At 52.9% G+C, this 14,856-nt stretch carries 17 protein-coding genes, 1 pseudogene, 1 riboswitch and 1 other annotated feature; of the genes and pseudogenes, 2 read left to right on the top strand and 16 right to left on the bottom strand.

Features of this window, described 5'->3' with window-relative positions:
• Positions 1 to 26 precede the first annotated feature (26 nt).
• Positions 27 to 233, top strand: a complete 207-nt coding sequence (locus LOK74_RS13200; protein ID WP_230042503.1) for a hypothetical protein — start codon at positions 27 to 29, stop codon at positions 231 to 233.
• 842 nt (positions 234 to 1,075) lie between these two features.
• Here LOK74_RS13200 and LOK74_RS24375 read toward each other — a convergent pair.
• From LOK74_RS24375 to LOK74_RS13230, 7 genes and pseudogenes are all read right to left on the bottom strand, one after another.
• A pseudogene (locus tag LOK74_RS24375) lies at positions 1,076 to 1,213 on the bottom strand (LysM peptidoglycan-binding domain-containing protein); the annotation flags it as partial.
• Positions 1,214 to 1,468: 255 nt separating this feature from the next.
• The gene (ilvE, locus tag LOK74_RS13205; protein ID WP_230042504.1) at positions 1,469 to 2,377 is read right to left on the bottom strand and encodes a branched-chain-amino-acid transaminase; all 909 of its coding nucleotides are present in this window, start codon (positions 2,375 to 2,377) and stop codon (positions 1,469 to 1,471) included.
• A 245-nt stretch (positions 2,378 to 2,622) separates the two neighbouring features.
• Positions 2,623 to 3,498 (bottom strand): prephenate dehydratase, encoded by an 876-nt coding sequence (gene pheA / locus LOK74_RS13210; RefSeq protein ID WP_230042505.1) that lies wholly within the window; start codon positions 3,496 to 3,498, stop codon positions 2,623 to 2,625.
• 43 nt (positions 3,499 to 3,541) lie between these two features.
• Positions 3,542 to 4,498: a homoserine kinase gene (thrB, locus tag LOK74_RS13215; protein WP_230042506.1), complete on the bottom strand. Its 957-nt coding sequence runs from the start codon at positions 4,496 to 4,498 to the stop codon at positions 3,542 to 3,544.
• Positions 4,491 to 5,591 carry a threonine synthase gene (gene thrC, locus LOK74_RS13220; RefSeq protein ID WP_230042507.1) on the bottom strand — a complete coding sequence of 367 codons (1,101 nt, stop codon included), beginning with the start codon at positions 5,589 to 5,591 and terminating at the stop codon, positions 4,491 to 4,493. Before thrC ends, thrB begins: the two co-directional genes overlap by 8 nt.
• Complete coding sequence (locus tag LOK74_RS13225; protein WP_230042508.1) at positions 5,591 to 6,892, bottom strand: homoserine dehydrogenase; 1,302 nt, start codon at positions 6,890 to 6,892, stop codon at positions 5,591 to 5,593. Before LOK74_RS13225 ends, thrC begins: the two co-directional genes overlap by 1 nt.
• Positions 6,893 to 6,921: 29 nt before the next feature.
• Positions 6,922 to 7,368 (bottom strand): ACT domain-containing protein, encoded by a 447-nt coding sequence (locus LOK74_RS13230; protein ID WP_230042509.1) that lies wholly within the window; start codon positions 7,366 to 7,368, stop codon positions 6,922 to 6,924.
• 150 nt (positions 7,369 to 7,518) lie between these two features.
• On the opposite strand from LOK74_RS13230, the gene LOK74_RS13235 reads away from it, so the two are divergent.
• A complete protein-coding gene (locus LOK74_RS13235; RefSeq protein ID WP_230042510.1) occupies positions 7,519 to 7,668 on the top strand; it encodes a hypothetical protein in 150 nt (49 codons plus the stop codon).
• Between the two features lie 111 nt (positions 7,669 to 7,779).
• A riboswitch (SAM riboswitch) is annotated at positions 7,780 to 7,906 on the bottom strand.
• A 114-nt stretch (positions 7,907 to 8,020) separates the two neighbouring features.
• Here the strand turns inward: LOK74_RS13235 and obgE are convergent.
• The 9 genes from obgE to LOK74_RS13280 all read right to left on the bottom strand — a co-directional run bounded on the left by obgE (position 8,021) and on the right by LOK74_RS13280 (position 14,695).
• Positions 8,021 to 9,298, bottom strand: coding sequence for a GTPase ObgE (gene obgE / locus LOK74_RS13240; RefSeq protein WP_230042511.1), 1,278 nt, complete (start codon positions 9,296 to 9,298; stop codon positions 8,021 to 8,023).
• 13 nt (positions 9,299 to 9,311) lie between these two features.
• Positions 9,312 to 9,896 (bottom strand): Spo0B domain-containing protein, encoded by a 585-nt coding sequence (locus tag LOK74_RS13245; protein ID WP_230042512.1) that lies wholly within the window; start codon positions 9,894 to 9,896, stop codon positions 9,312 to 9,314.
• 123 nt (positions 9,897 to 10,019) lie between these two features.
• A complete protein-coding gene (rpmA, locus tag LOK74_RS13250) occupies positions 10,020 to 10,319 on the bottom strand; it encodes a 50S ribosomal protein L27 (RefSeq protein WP_420908786.1) in 300 nt (99 codons plus the stop codon).
• Complete coding sequence (locus tag LOK74_RS13255; protein ID WP_230042513.1) at positions 10,319 to 10,672, bottom strand: ribosomal-processing cysteine protease Prp; 354 nt, start codon at positions 10,670 to 10,672, stop codon at positions 10,319 to 10,321. Before LOK74_RS13255 ends, rpmA begins: the two co-directional genes overlap by 1 nt.
• Before the next feature lie 12 nt (positions 10,673 to 10,684).
• Positions 10,685 to 10,996 (bottom strand): 50S ribosomal protein L21, encoded by a 312-nt coding sequence (rplU, locus tag LOK74_RS13260; RefSeq protein WP_230042514.1) that lies wholly within the window; start codon positions 10,994 to 10,996, stop codon positions 10,685 to 10,687.
• Between the two features lie 13 nt (positions 10,997 to 11,009).
• Positions 11,010 to 11,087 (bottom strand) — a sequence feature (ribosomal protein L21 leader region).
• 58 nt (positions 11,088 to 11,145) lie between these two features.
• Positions 11,146 to 12,663, bottom strand: coding sequence for an Rne/Rng family ribonuclease (locus tag LOK74_RS13265; RefSeq protein ID WP_230042515.1), 1,518 nt, complete (start codon positions 12,661 to 12,663; stop codon positions 11,146 to 11,148).
• Positions 12,664 to 12,733: 70 nt separating this feature from the next.
• On the bottom strand, positions 12,734 to 13,570 hold the full coding sequence (locus tag LOK74_RS13270; RefSeq protein ID WP_230042516.1) for a M50 family metallopeptidase: 837 nt from the start codon (positions 13,568 to 13,570) through the stop codon (positions 12,734 to 12,736).
• Positions 13,563 to 14,360, bottom strand: a complete 798-nt coding sequence (locus tag LOK74_RS13275; protein ID WP_230042517.1) for a M23 family metallopeptidase — start codon at positions 14,358 to 14,360, stop codon at positions 13,563 to 13,565. The genes LOK74_RS13270 and LOK74_RS13275 overlap by 8 nt, the downstream gene beginning before the upstream one ends.
• 134 nt (positions 14,361 to 14,494) lie before the next feature.
• On the bottom strand, positions 14,495 to 14,695 hold the full coding sequence (locus LOK74_RS13280) for a cold-shock protein (protein ID WP_126427940.1): 201 nt from the start codon (positions 14,693 to 14,695) through the stop codon (positions 14,495 to 14,497).
• Positions 14,696 to 14,856: the final 161 nt, after the last annotated feature.

Genomic DNA, 14,856 nt, shown 5'->3' on the forward strand with positions numbered 1-14,856 from the left:
GCATCATCGGTGAAACATGAGGGGCCATGATCATCGACGAGTCAGGCATCGGCATCATCGGAACCATCATCATCGATGAAGTGTCAGGCATCGGCATCATCGGAACCACCATCATCGATGAAGTGTCAGGCATCGGCATCATCGGCAATCCCATCATCGATGACGTATCGGGCATCGACATCATCGGCAATCCCATCATCGATGACGTATCGGGCATCGGCATCATCGGGTAAGGCATCATCGATGAAGTGTCGGGTGTTGGCATCATTGGATATGGCATCATCGATGAAGCGTAGGGCATGGGCGGCGGCGATGGTAACGTGGACGAAGCTGGAGGTGTTGGCATCACTGGTGACGGATGAGACGGCGGCATGGGATAAGGCATGACAGGTGGTGGTGTCTTTGTGTAACCATATGGATCTCCCTTTCTGTATGCCGGCGGCTGAGGCGGGTAGCCTCTTCCAGTAGGCGGCATCTGCTCGGCCGGTGATCGCTCCATTGGCTGTTTCTGGATGCTCCGTTCCGTGTTGGGCTTGACGTTGGGCTTGACGTTTGGTTGTAGATAGGGCTTTACATCGGGCTGTACGTTGGGCTTTACGTCGGGCTCCACGTTGGGCCTCAAGTTAGGCTCTACATTAGTCCTCAAGTTGGGCTCTACGTTAGGCCTCAAGTTGGGCTCTACGTTAGGCCTCAAGTTGGGCTCTACGTTAGGCCTCAGGTTGGGTTCTGCATTAGGCCTCAGGTTGGGTTCTACATTGTCCTTAATGTTCGGCTCTACGTTGCCTCTGATGTTCGGCTCTATGTTCTGTTGAAGCTCCCTTCTCTCCTGTTCGATTCGTTGCTTTTCCAACTGCATCAACTCTTCTTCTATCGTCTCTGGTTCGATGGTTCTGGGCAGTGTAGAGGGTATCCTCGGCTCTTCCTCTTCAGGCGCTACAGGCATTTCCTTACGAGGGCGAGCAGGGACTTGATAAGTTTCCTTTTGTTCCCCACGAGGACGCAGCGGAACCTGTCTGGCAGGGACTTTGATCTTCATCCCCGGCATGATTCGATCGGGGTTTTTCAATTGATTGTTGGCCCGAAGCAATTCTTCAAGATCGACACCATACTGCTTTGCGATCTTCCACATGGTGTCTCCCTGTTGCACGATGTGAATCTTCACGGACTTGCACTCCTTCCTTGGTTCCAGGTCCCTACCATGGTATGCACCCATAGGCGATTTGCTCACAAATGCCAACAAGAGAGAGTAAGCCCAAAAGAAAGGATGCCGCTTTTGGACGTCTCTCCGGCAGAAGAAGCAGCGCACTGCCGGCTCGCTGTCGAAAGGAACAGAAGACAAAAAAGAAACATCCCGTCTCACTTTTCATCGTGAAACGAGATGTTTATACGCTGTTTATAAGCTCGTTTGACTTTACTTATTTGGAGTTACCCGATTAGGGATACCCTCCGTTACGATACACGCAAACCTCTATCTAACCTCTGGCAGTACACCAGGTTGTTCGTACACTTTGACACCGTCTTCCTGGACGAAACGGCGAAACTCGTCCAAAAGATGGTGAGTGACCGGTCCCGGTTTGCCATCCTTGATTTTGCGTCCGTCTACTTCTACCACGGAAATCACTTCAGCCGCAGTTCCCGTCAGGAATACTTCATCCGCTACGTAGACATCATGTCTGGTAAACGGCTCTTCCTTTACTGTGTAGCCGAGACGCTGAGCGATTTCGATGATTGCCTGCCGCGTGATGCCCTCCAGTGCTCCAACATAGCTGGGTGGAGTGTAGAGCACTCCTCGTTTCACGATGAAGACGTTGTCTCCCGATCCTTCGGCTACGTATCCTTCACTGTTCAACATTAAGGCTTCGCTTACCCCGGCCAGTCTAGCTTCGATCCGAACCAACACGTTGTTTAAGTAGTTGAGTGATTTGATCTTGGGATTAAGCGCGTCCGGCTTGTTGCGACGCGTCGGAACGGTAACAATCCGCATTCCCTGTTCATAAAGTTCTTTGGGAAAGAGTTGCAATTGTTCGACAATTATAACCACGTTAGGTGCTTTGCAATTGCGCGGATCAAGCCCCAAATCGCCCGTACCGCGGGAAACGACCAATCGGATGTAGGCATCGCGCAGTTCATTGCGGCGTACCGTCTCCACCACTTTGTCCATCATTTCTTCCACGGTCATCGGTATCTCCAACAAAATCGAAAGAGCTGATTCGTACAACCGCTCAATATGCTCTCTCAACCGGAATACGTTTCCGTTGTATACCCGGATCCCTTCGAATACCCCGTCTCCGTACAAAAAGCCATGATCGTAAACGGAGATTTTCGCATTTTCTTTTTCTACATACTCTCCATTCAGATAGATCCACTGTGCTGCCATCTGGTTCTCCCTCCACAATAGTACCATGTGTGAAAAATCGACAAAACTTTCTGAGTATGAGTACGATTATAAAACTGTGAAATGGACTCGTCAATCACTTTCACAGTAAATATGAGAACAATTGATGAAAAACAAGTTGGTGATGCTGAACATTTTTTCGTTTTGCGGAAACAAAAGGGAATTGCTTGATCCAGACACCCCATGAAAACATCACCGGGGGAAACGCTCCCCCGGAATGCCTTGATTCACCCATTTTGTACAGACAGAGATTTTTGTTTAACGTATACCGGGTACGTGCCAAGTTGACGAACCTGACAGCCGAGTGCTTCAATCTCGGCAAAAGCGCCTGGCAACAGCACATCATCCATGCGCTGTTCAATGTCAATCACGAAATAATAGCTGCCCAAGCCCTTCTTGGTTGGCCGTGATTCGATCCTCGAGAGGTTTACCTTCCGCCAGGCGAAAGCGACCAACACTTGGTAGAGCGCTCCTGGAAAGTCTTCCGGCAGGGTGACGACAATCGTCGTCTTCTCCGAATCTGCTTGCGGCAGGTCCAGCGATTGTTTTCCCACCAGGACAAAACGGGTGAAGTTGTTGGGGTAATCCTCAATGTTGTTTTTGACAAACATTAACGGGTAGATCTCCACAGTCAAGCGGGTGGCGATAGCGGCCCACGGCTCCTCCGGATTCTGGCTGACCAACTGCGCCGCCGTCGCAGTGCTGTTGGCGTACTCAATCTCCACTTGCGGCATGTGCTCCTGCAGAAAGTGGTGGCACTGTGCCACCGCATGCGGGTGAGAGATCACTTTGGTGACAGCGGACAACGGCAGTGGCTCTGGACGCTTCGCAATGACCAGGTGCTGTGTAATCGGCAGTGCCACTTCGGCCAAAATCGGCATCTCCACGCTGTGGATCAAGTAATCGAGTGTTGAATTGACAGAACCCTCTATGGAATTCTCAATCGGGACGACACCGTAATCGGCCTCGGCCTTGGTTACGGCATCCAATGCATGCATGATGCTGGCACAAGGTTGGTACTGGACTTTGCCGAGCGGCAACAGACGGGCCGCTTCTTCGGTAAACGTACCAGACGGCCCCAGAAAAGCGATCTTGTTTCTCATCGTTCTCTCCTATCCTTTGACGCGATTCTCGAATATCTGTCTATTATGCGCCAGACGATTTGCTCACGTCAATCGTTGCACCTTTCTCATCGGGGAGAAGCACCATTGCCTTGTAACCAATGGCATGGCGTGTCATCACCTGATCGATAAAAGATTGCAGCCGCTCTTTCTGCTGATCGTCCGAATAGAAAAACAGCATTGTCGGTCCTGCTCCACTCAGTGCGGCGCCAAGTGCTCCATGCTCCGTTGCCATCTGCAGCATCTCACTCAAGCCAGGGACCAAGGGGCAGCGATAAGGCTGATGCAGTCGATCCCGCATCGCTTGTGAGAGCAAGTCAAGCCGTCCCTGGGCCATTGCAGCCACCAGCAGACTGCTCCTTCCGACATTATAGATCATATCCCCACGGTGATAATGTTCAGGCAGGGCTGAGCGCGCCTTTTCCGTGGGCAGTTCATAATCGGGAATCACAACCAACGTTTTGATCCCATTGGGCACCGACAAGCGGACATGCGGGATCGGTGCCAGCCGTTCTTCCGTCTCCGGCATAGTGGCTACCACTACTCCCCCAAACAACGACGCACCCACATTATCTGGATGCCCCTCCCACTTACTGGCAATGGAAAACAACTGCTCTGCCGTAAACGGTTCGCCCGCCAGCCGATTCGCTCCCGTTAGCGCCCCGATCAAGGCCGCCGCACTGCTGCCCAGGCCACGCGTGAGCGGGATCTCACTCTCTACTTCCATGTAGATCTCTGGTTCAGGCAGTCCCGCTTCGCAAAAGAGAGCGGCAGCAGCACGGTACAGCAAGTTATCCTTGCCGGTTGGCAGTCCGCCCAGTTCTGTGCTGAGCGGACGGATCTGCGTGGTCTCCGCCAAGCGCATGGTAATCGTGGTGTACAATTGAAAAGCCATGCCGATTGTGTCGAATCCCGGGCCCAGGTTGGCAGTGCTGGCCGGCACCCGTACGCGTATGACTGGATTGGGCTCCTGCTTATTCATTTGCATGTCCTTCCCGGATCATCGCCATAACCGCCTCACGATTGGCTGCCACCGTACGTGGCTCCACCGCAACCGATTCAAGAGCGATGTTAGGATCTTTCAGGCCATGCCCGGTCAGGACGCAGGCAATGGTTCGTCCTTCCGGCAGCTTGCCGCTGCGGCGTAGCTTGATCACGCCGGCGAGAGATGCTGCCGACGCCGGTTCACAGAAAATCCCCTCGGAACTGGCCAGCAGTTTGTAAGCTTCCAGAATCTCTTCGTCCGTTACCGCGTCAATGTGGCCGTTTGATTCATCCAAAGCCGCCAGAGCCCCTTCCCGGCTGGCTGGGTTTCCGATGCGGATCGCAGTGGCGATCGTCTCCGGATGGGGCACCGGCTCTCCATGAACCAGTGGTGCCGCACCTGCAGCCTGGAAGCCGAACATCTGCGGCAGGCTTTCAATCTGCCCAGCTTGCCGGTATTCTTTAAACCCTTTCCAATACGCTGTGATATTGCCCGCGTTACCCACCGGAATGGCCAGAATGTCAGGGGCTTTGCCAAGCGCATCACACACTTCAAAAGCTGCTGTCTTCTGTCCCTCGATGCGGTAAGGGTTAACCGAATTGACCAGTGTGATCGGTTCGGAAGCAGTGATCTCCCGGACGATGCGCAGTGCTTCGTCAAAATTGCCTTCGATAGCGATTACCTCAGCACCGTAGATCATCGCCTGCGCCAGCTTGCCAAGCGCGATATTGCCGCTCGGAATCAACACGATGCAGCGCAGCCCGGCGCGAGCCGCATAGGCAGCTGCGGCTGCTGAGGTGTTCCCTGTGGAGGCGCACATGATTGTCGTGCTGCCTTCTTCCACCGCTTTTGCTACCGCCATGACCATCCCGCGATCTTTAAAAGAACCGGTTGGGTTAAGACCTTCGTATTTAAAGTGAAGTTCCACGCCGAATTGTTTCGAGAGATTGGGAGCGTAAATCAGCGGCGTGCTTCCCTCATGCAAGGTCAACTCCGGCGTCTTGTCGGTAACGGGCAACAACGAGCGGTACCGGTCGATCAGCCCCAACTGCCTTGACGAATGTCCGGCAACGTTTGACAGGTTGGCCATTACGCTTCGCCCCCTTCCACGCGATAGCAGCTTTTCAGTTCGTAAATCACGGACATATCGGAGAGTGCCGCGAGCACCGTATCCATGCTGCTCTTTGCCGCCAGATGCGTCACCATGATGATCTCCGATTGCTCACCGCCGTTGTACGGCTGCTGCAGCACCTGATCCAGGCTGATATCATTCTCTGCGAGCAGCTGTGTAATCTGTGCCAACACGCCGCGTTGGTCGGCAACGATCAGCCGCAGGAAGTACTTCGATACTTTTTGGTGATCCTCTTTGAGGATCTTCTCTTTATAAGGAGCGACCATTCCCCGGCCGTTCACTCCCAGTTTCATATTTTTCACCACCGTTACAAGGTCTGAAACAACAGCCGTAGCGGTCGGCAGTTCTCCTGCTCCAGGCCCGTAAAACATCGTCTCCCCGACTGCTTCCCCATGTACGTAGACAGCGTTGAAGACACCGTTTACCGTGGCCAGCGGATGTGATTTCGGAATCATCGTCGGCTGCACGCTTACTTCAATCTCTTCGTTGTCGCGACGGGCGATACCGAGCAGCTTCATCTCGTAGCCCATCCGCTTGCCGTATGCGATATCCTCTTTGCTCACCTGACTGATCCCTTTTACTTCCACGTCGTCCAGATTCATCGGAACGCGGAAGCCGAGCGTCGACAAAATCGCCATTTTCCGCGCAGCATCCAGTCCTTCCACATCTGATGTAGGATTTGCCTCCGCGTATCCTAGCTCCTGGGCTTCTTTCAGCACTTCTGCATATTCGGCTCCTTCCTGACTCATTTTGGTCAGGATGTAGTTGGTCGTACCGTTGACGATCCCCATCATCCGGGTAATCCGATCAGAGGAGAAGCCTTCTACCAGTGCGCGAAGAATCGGAATGCCGCCGGCAACACTTGCCTCATAAAAGACGTCACACCCGCGCTCCTGTGCTTTTTGCAGGATTTCCGCCCCGTGCAGAGCCATCAGGTCCTTGTTGGCGGTGACGACATGCTTTCCTTGGTCCAAGGCAGCCAGTATGTACTCTCTGGCTGGCGAGATTCCTCCGATCACTTCCACGACGACATCGATTTGCGGATCGAACAGCAGGTCATTCACATCGGTGGTGATGCAGTCGTCTACATCTGTGATACTGCGTGCCTTGCCCATATTTTGGACCAGGATTTTGTGGATCTCGATGCCAAGGCCGGTTTGCTTCTGCAAATCTTCCTGATGACCTCTGACGATCCGCACCACTCCCGTACCAACCGTCCCTAATCCCATTAACCCCACTTTGACTACTTGTTTTTCCATTTTCTCGTCCTCCTATCCTCCTGAAAAACCTATCCGCGTCCGACGATCATCGCCCGGCGGACGCCGTCTATCTGTTGAAGCTGATCCACAAAATCTGTACTGGAGAGATTCAGATGGGCCATATCGATGGACATGGCGATGTTGGCAATTCCCTGCAGCGGAATCGTCTGGTTGATCGTCAATACGTTGCCACCGCAATCCGCAACGAACTGCAACACTCTGGACAGCTTTCCCGAGCGATGCTCCAAAGCAAACGTGATCGTCATGATCTCCTCGCTCATCATCGCGTTAAATGGGAAGATGCCGTCTTTATACTTGTAAAAAGCGCTGCGGCTGAGACCAACACGCTCCACTGCCTCATGTACCGTATCGGCTTCTCCTGACTCCAACAGCTTTTTTGCCTCAATCGTCTTGGCGATCGATTCAGGCAGGATATCGGAGCGAATCAGATAGAACTTTTCTTCCCGTTTGGTCATATGTCCTCCCAGAGTATACAGTTGTTTATCTATGGGAGACATTATAACGGAGGGCTGACGATGTGACAACCCCAAAACGGGAAAAAGTATGAAAAGTTTGCGTCCCCTTGGTACAGATTAAAGAAGAATCGAATCGAGGAGGTGACAATCATGGCGGGACGCGGTAAAACAGACAAGTCGGAGCGTCGCAACAACCACCCGGCAGCAAAGCCGAGCGATCTCGATCAGTTCGGCCAAGCGATCGATGAGCAACTGACAGACGTTGAAGATTGCCCGGCACAAGATGATGAACGGAAATAACAACGATCAACGACTCCCCTCCCCACCGTCAATGTATACATCTGCTGCAATACAGAAAAACCTCTCTTCCTGAGGGAAAAGAGGTTTTGATGACCATGGTTGATCCACGGGCTCTTATCTCTCAGGAGTTTCCCTGCAGGAATTAGCACCGTGCCGGTGTGATGCGGTATAACGGGATCACACGCGGTCGGTTGCCGGGCTTCATCGGGCCAGTCCCTCAGCCTGCTCATGATAAGAGAGTCTATCCAATTGCACTGTTTTTCCAAACGATAGTATGATCATATAGCTGTCTATCTTAGGTGTCAACACTCACTGCTTGCAAAGCGGGGCTTTTCAGTCCCGCTTTGCTCGGTTAGTCCGTAAATTCGAATTCCATCTCGCCGATGCGAACGGTGTCTCCATCCTTGGCTCCCCGCTCGCGCAGCGCCTGATCAACTCCCATGCTGCGCATCATCCGTGCAAACCGTTGGATGGAATCGTAGCTGTTCAGGTTGGTCATCCGTACCAACTTCTCAATCTTGTCACCCTGCACCACGAAAACCTCGTTCTCCCTGGTGATCTGAAATGGAACGGGTTCAGGTTCGGCGCGGAAGACAACGCGTTCTTCCACCTCCGCCACCTCTTCTACCAGCGGCTTTTTCGGAATCGTCTCCAGGATCTCCGCCGCCGCTTGCATCAACTCCCGAACACCCTGCTTAGTCGCAGCAGAGATGGGATAGACCTTCACATCAGGCATCCGTTCCCTAAAGTGCTGCAGATGCTCCTCTGCTTCCGGCAGATCCATTTTGTTGGCAGCGATGATCTGCGGCCGCTCTTCCAGCTTGACGTTGTACAGTTTCAATTCTTCATTGATCTGCAGGTAGTCCTCATAGGGATCACGTCCCTCCGAACCCGCCATGTCCAGCACATGGATGAGCAGACGAGTTCGTTCGATATGGCGCAAAAACTGATGTCCCAACCCATGGCCTTCATGCGCTCCCTCGATCAGTCCGGGAAGGTCAGCCAACACGAAGCTTCGCTCACCGGCATCCACCACACCGAGATTAGGAGCGATGGTTGTAAAGTGATACGCCCCGATTTTGGGCCGAGCTGCCGTCACACTGGCGAGCAGTGTAGATTTGCCTACACTGGGATAGCCCACCAAACCGACATCGGCAATCAGCTTTAGTTCCAAGATGACGTGACGCTCCTGACCTGGCTCACCGTTCTCCGCGATGTGCGGTGCAGGGTTGGCCGGGTTGGCAAACCGGATGTTCCCCCGTCCGCCGCGCCCCCCCTTGGCAATGACCGCTCGCTGTCCATTCTCGATTAGATCAGCAATCGTCTCGCCCGTATCAGCATCTGTCACAATCGTCCCAGGCGGTACGCGAACGATCATATCCTCGGCACTTGCGCCATGCTGTGATTTGGAGCGTCCGTTTTCTCCGCGCTGTGCTTTGAAGTGACGCTGATAACGAAAATCCATCAACGTGTTTAATCCCTCGTCAACGAGAAAGACGACGTCACCGCCGCGTCCGCCATCTCCTCCTGCAGGTCCGCCAAGCGGTACGTACTTTTCCCGCCGGAATGCGACGGAACCGTTGCCACCGTCTCCACCTTTAACATAAATCTTTACTTGATCGACAAACATGATGTCACCTCTTTTACGTACGGCAAGCAAACTTCATTTCCAGAACCCATTCTCCTTGCTTATGTATCCAGTTGGCAACCGTTCCACCGTACTGCCGCACTTCATTCAGCAGAGACTCTACTGCCGTCTGACCGGAACTGTTGAATTCACCTACTAGATCAAATCGGATCGTCACATGTCCTCTCCCGTTTGCCAACGATACCAGCAGACTGGGCTGCTCGTGCTGCCCTTCAACCAGATGCTGCTGGACAGCATATACAAGGTCGATCAGCAACCGGGAGAATGTCTCCTGCTCCATCGCCAATCGGGTGAGATCCAACTGATCGTCAGCTTCTACCTGCAGCCGGAGATCGTTATGGAGAGCATTAAAGGTTAGGAAGAAGACTGATAAGAAGGGGCTGTTGATGCGAGCGATTCCGCTCTCCTGCTGTATCTCTTCTGTCACCCGCCTGAGGTAGGCCTCGCCTTCTTCCGCTCTGCCCAGCTTCAGGTAGCCAAGCAAAACCTGGAAGTGGTTCAGCCAGTCGTGCCGCTGCTGGTTTAAAAAATAGAGCAACAGATCGACTTGCTGGGTAAAAAGCTTCTGTTGGTCGCTCATCTTCCCCCACCTGAACTGTATTATTTTCCCTTCATCCCATCACTGTTTCCTATTGTACCATATCACAAACCCATCACAAAAAGAAAACCCAGCGCTAGGCTGGGTTCTAGGCTGAGTTAGCAATTAGGCTTGCGCAACAACTGGTTCAATCACCACTTGTTTGCGGTCACGGCCTAAGCGTTTGAAGCGAACCACACCGTCCACTTTTGCAAACAGGGTGTCGTCGCCGCCAATACCAACGTTGATCCCCGGGTAGATTTTGGTGCCGCGTTGGCGAACCAAGATATTTCCGGCTTTCACGTATTGCCCGTCACCACGTTTGGTGCCCAGACGTTTCGCAATGGAGTCGCGGCCGTTCTTGGTGGAACCTACCCCTTTTTTGGATGCAAAGAACTGCAGATTCACAGTAAACAGCATTTTCATCATGATGCACCTCCTTTTTGTGTCGTATCTTCAACTGTCACATACTGCCCATACTGCTCTGCGACAGCAGAGAGCGAGATAACCATGCTTTCTGCAAGCAACTGCAGTTTCTCTTGGCCTGCCTGATCGTCAAGCGGATGTACACGCCAGCGGAGAAACCCGCCCTCCTGTGCAGCCTGTTCCACATCAGGGACGATCCCCATTGTCAGGTGCACGGCATTCAACATGCCAAAACTGATCGCAGAGACGGCGGAACAGACGATGTCTTTTCCATACTCTCCGGCATTGGCATGGCCTGAGATGGTGATCTCGGCTATAGCCTGCCGATCTCGTCGTACAGTGATCACAATCATACCGTCACCAAATTACGCGTTGATTTTTTCAATCACGACTTTGCTGTACGGTTGACGGTGACCTTGTTTCCGACGATAGTTTTTCTTGGCCTTGTATTTGTAGACGATCACTTTCGCGCCTTTGCCGTGTCTTTCCACTTTACCGGTAACAGTTGCACCGGCAACTGTCGGAGAACCGGCAGTTACTTTGCCATCCTTGCTGACAAACAGAACCTTGTCGAACGTCACGCTTTCTCCTTCTCCTGCATGGAGCTTCTCGATGTAGAGCACAGCGCCTTCTTCTACTTTGTACTGTTTGCCGCCAGTTTCGATAATCGCGTACATGTTTTCACGCACCTCCTATACTCAGACTCGCCTCTGCAGGTGTGGCAATCCGCCAGCTTGATCAACCTGATTCGAGCGGTTACAGCATGCTTGAGGTGACAAGCATATCTGTGCAACAAACAATACGATACCACAATGCGAGTATCTCGTCAAGGATTTGCCGATTCCTCTTTCTGCCAACGACTGGCCTCTTTCTCACTGCCGACGTAGAGGATCCGGTATTGATCAGGAGAGATCGATTCTGTTTTGTGCAGGTACAGCTTCAGCATCAGTTCCCGCTCTAAGCGGTGCCATTCCGCCTTCTCTCCTGCCAGAAAATGTTCGAACAGCAAGGCGGGCAGTTGAACCACAACTGCTTCAGCTTCCTGACTTTTGGCAAGACCGCTCACTTCTTCCTCCAGCCGTCTGGCCAGTTCAACTGCAGACAGCACACGTCCTCTGCCGCTGCAGACGGGACAAGTCACCGTAAGGGCCTCGCCAAGGCTGGGCCGCACTCGTTTACGAGTCATCTCCAGCAATCCAAGCCGGGTAAAGCCGCAGACATAAGTGGAGGTTCGGTCATTGGCCAACTGTTGCTGCAGATGTTCCAGCACCCGTGCACGGTTGGCTTCCGCCTTCATATCGATAAAATCAATAATAATGATTCCGGCAATATCGCGCAAGCGGATTTGACGAGCGATTTCCGACGCTGCTTCTAGGTTGGCTGCCGTAACTGTCTCCTCCAGCTGCTGTGCACTTTTGCCGGTAAACTTGCCGGTATTGACGTCAATCACCGTCATCGCCTCGGTTTGGTCAAGGACGATAAAACCACCGTTTTTCAGCCAGACCTGGCGGCGCAGTGCCTTATCCAGTTCCACATCGATCCCCAACGCCTGAAACAGCGGCTGCTTCCCTTGGTACAGTCGGATCCGATCGGTAAGTTCTGGAGAAAAAGCGCTCAGATCCTGTTTGATCCGACGGTAGGTTGATGCGTCCTCAACAACCACCTCATCCACATCAACCGTGCATTGGTCACGTACCGTTCGAAGGACGACATCGGCTGCCTGATGCACCAAATGAGGCGGTTTCACATCCTTGGTACGCTCCAGTGCTTCCATCCACGTCTGCCGAAGTGCCGACAGTTCGGTCGCGATCTGCTGTTCAGATGCATCTGCTGCCGTTGTACGCAAGATGGCTCCCTCTCCGTCTCCTAGCAGAGCGCCTATCATGTTGACCAACCGCTCTTTCACCCGTTCATCCCTGATCCGACGCGATACAGCTACCTGGCCGCCATGCGGCAGGTAGACCAGCGTTCTGCCAGGAAGGCTGATCTTGGTCGTCACACGCGGGGCTTTGCTGCCAATGCCTTCTTTGCTGACCTGCACCAGCAGTTGGGCACCGCGTTGTACGAGTTGGCGGATCCCCGGCTTGGGGTTCGCTTGCTCCTTGCGTTCTTCGCCAATCTGTTCCAGACTAATATCATCTATGTACAGGTAAGCGTTCTGATCGATTCCAATGTCGACAAATGCCGCCTGCATCCCCGCAACGACGTCGGCAACACGTGCACGGTACACGTTGCCGAGCAGCGCCTGATCCAGTGATTCGATCATCAGCTCTACCAATTTTCCTTCTTCCAGTATGGCAATGCGTGTTTGGCCACCTGTTCTTCCTATGACGATCTGCTTCAACCAGAACTGCCTCCTCACATGGAATTCGCTTTATTGTACCATGTTGGCTAGGCAGATTGCGAAAAGCGTTTCAAAGCAGACGTGCAATCGGTTCCTGATGTTTTTGCTCGAACAGAAGCGCATGGAGCAGCCTTCGTTCTTCCACTATTCCCCTGCCGCTCACATGGAACACATGGTATTGACCTTTACGGAGGCACTGTACGGCTTGCAACAGCGTCACATTCGGCTCCACTGTGACCGGGTAGATTCTGTTTATCCCTACGCTACCCGCATGTTTCCCGAGTAGGAAGCGGATAAACTGAAAAGGAAAACGGACAAACGCCTTGGCATTCAAAATGGCAAGGTAAGTGGAGGCGATGACCAGTTGGACATGCTGCTCCAAAAAACCGATCCCTAGCATCAGCCCGGCCAACAAACAACTCGCCCCCAGCGAACCAAGCACAGCTACGCGGTAAGCAAGGAAGTAACAAAGCAGTGCCTGCACAATTCGTCCGCCGTCAAGCGGCCACACCGGTATCAAGTTGAAACCCGCAATCAGCCAGTTACTGGTCATAAAAAAACGTGTCCACTCATCCGACCAGACACCCGTTTTCCAAAAGAGGAAGGAGATCGCCACCATCGTTACGTTCATAAACGGGCCTGCAAGTGCGACGACGATTTCATCAAGCGGATCAGCTTCCAACTCCTCGTCAATGGCTACAATACCGCCAAACGGCAGCAGTTGGATTTCCCGTATGTGCCAGCCAAGCTCCCGGGCAGCGGCAATATGGCCCAATTCGTGGATGATGACGATGACAAATAAGGCGAGGGTTTCGAGAAAGTATCCGGCAGCAATCGACAGACCAACCACCAGCCAAAACAAAGGGTGGATACGAAACCGGATTCCCAGGAGTGATGTCTCACTCAAACGTAATCACGTCCATCGGGTCGACAAACTGCTCCTTTTGTCGAAGCGCGAGATACAGATAACGTGTACTGCCAGTAAACGTTTTGGCCTTGCCGAGCACATCACCCGGATTGACCCAGTCGTTGACGACCACCTCCGCTGTTTCCACGTTTCCATACCAAACCTCTCGCTCCGAGGCTAGCTTGACCACGATGGTCGTGCCAAATCCCGGTTTCTCACCGACATAGGTTACCCATCCGGTTTCTCCATTGATCACTTGACCGCTCTCTCCCACGTCTATCACCACCTTGGCGCTAGAGGGATCGTAAGGTTTGACCAGTCTCCATTCTTGTGGAAACCGCCAGACGGGATGAGGAGCGGTCTGGGAAGCAGGATCTGCTGCTTGGTCGGGAGTCAGGACCGGAAGTATGCTGGGACTGCTGCCGAAGCGGGACTCGTACCAGGCCGCCACCCCTTCAAAATTAAAGTCGCGGGTCATAATCTGGCGGGCTGTCTCTTTCCAGGGGGAAGGAAAAGGGACCGCTGACTGAAAGAACAGATAGGCTGCACCGAGGATCAACAATGCCCCTACAGCCTGCATGCCTAGCACTTCCCGTGTCTGTGGTCCCGATCCGCGGCTGTCGTCGCCATATGAACCGCCAAACACTCGTCCCACGGTATAGGACTCTTCAATGGGATCATTGAGCTCGTGTATATAAGGAGGCAGACTGTCCCGCGTCTGCAGCCGAATCTGCTCCATCCGCTCCCGCCGTCTCTCCCTTACGCGTTCCACTTCATCAAACATAGACATCTCCCCTCCGACCGGACGTTTGTACCATCCTATGACTTGTACACCTGCTTTATGCTGTCGTGAGGAGTGCCTTCCCTTTACAAAAAGAAAAGCAGTCTCTTCTGAAGAGACTGCTTGCCGATCAGTGTGCCGATTTACAGCTTGATGACATTGGCTGCTTGCGGACCACGGTTACCTTGTACGATTTCAAATTCCACTCGTTGACCTTCTTCGAGGGTTTTGAAACCCGGCGATTGGATCGCACTGTAATGAACGAATACGTCATCTCCGCCTTCTACCTGGATGAAGCCGTATCCTTTTTCAGCGTTAAACCATTTTACCGTACCTTGTTGCATGTAAACAAACCTCCTACACATATCCGCCGTTGACGCGGCGCTAAAGTCGGGTTAACCGTTTTACTCCTTGACAACTTGCTGGTAACGATAAAAACCGTACAGCAGCAAGAGATTTGATCACATGGTGACATCTCTTACCTGTACGGTCAAATCAGCCAATC

Origin of the sequence: Brevibacillus humidisoli (genome assembly GCF_020923435.1) — a bacterium.
Lineage (GTDB): Bacteria > Bacillota > Bacilli > Brevibacillales > Brevibacillaceae > Brevibacillus_E > Brevibacillus_E humidisoli.

Coding starts and splice junctions, on each gene's coding strand:
- LOK74_RS13200 (WP_230042503.1), top strand. CDS start 27: ATGATCATCGACGAGTCAGGCATCGGCATCATCGGAACCATCATCATC.
- ilvE (WP_230042504.1), bottom strand. CDS start 2,377: ATGGCAGCACAGTGGATCTATCTGAATGGAGAGTATGTAGAAAAAGAA.
- pheA (WP_230042505.1), bottom strand. CDS start 3,498: ATGAGAAACAAGATCGCTTTTCTGGGGCCGTCTGGTACGTTTACCGAA.
- thrB (WP_230042506.1), bottom strand. CDS start 4,498: ATGAATAAGCAGGAGCCCAATCCAGTCATACGCGTACGGGTGCCGGCC.
- thrC (WP_230042507.1), bottom strand. CDS start 5,591: ATGGCCAACCTGTCAAACGTTGCCGGACATTCGTCAAGGCAGTTGGGG.
- LOK74_RS13225 (WP_230042508.1), bottom strand. CDS start 6,892: ATGGAAAAACAAGTAGTCAAAGTGGGGTTAATGGGATTAGGGACGGTT.
- LOK74_RS13230 (WP_230042509.1), bottom strand. CDS start 7,368: ATGACCAAACGGGAAGAAAAGTTCTATCTGATTCGCTCCGATATCCTG.
- LOK74_RS13235 (WP_230042510.1), top strand. CDS start 7,519: ATGGCGGGACGCGGTAAAACAGACAAGTCGGAGCGTCGCAACAACCAC.
- obgE (WP_230042511.1), bottom strand. CDS start 9,298: ATGTTTGTCGATCAAGTAAAGATTTATGTTAAAGGTGGAGACGGTGGC.
- LOK74_RS13245 (WP_230042512.1), bottom strand. CDS start 9,896: ATGAGCGACCAACAGAAGCTTTTTACCCAGCAAGTCGATCTGTTGCTC.
- rpmA (WP_420908786.1), bottom strand. CDS start 10,319: ATGAAAATGCTGTTTACTGTGAATCTGCAGTTCTTTGCATCCAAAAAA.
- LOK74_RS13255 (WP_230042513.1), bottom strand. CDS start 10,672: ATGATTGTGATCACTGTACGACGAGATCGGCAGGCTATAGCCGAGATC.
- rplU (WP_230042514.1), bottom strand. CDS start 10,996: ATGTACGCGATTATCGAAACTGGCGGCAAACAGTACAAAGTAGAAGAA.
- LOK74_RS13275 (WP_230042517.1), bottom strand. CDS start 14,360: ATGTCTATGTTTGATGAAGTGGAACGCGTAAGGGAGAGACGGCGGGAG.
- LOK74_RS13280 (WP_126427940.1), bottom strand. CDS start 14,695: ATGCAACAAGGTACGGTAAAATGGTTTAACGCTGAAAAAGGATACGGC.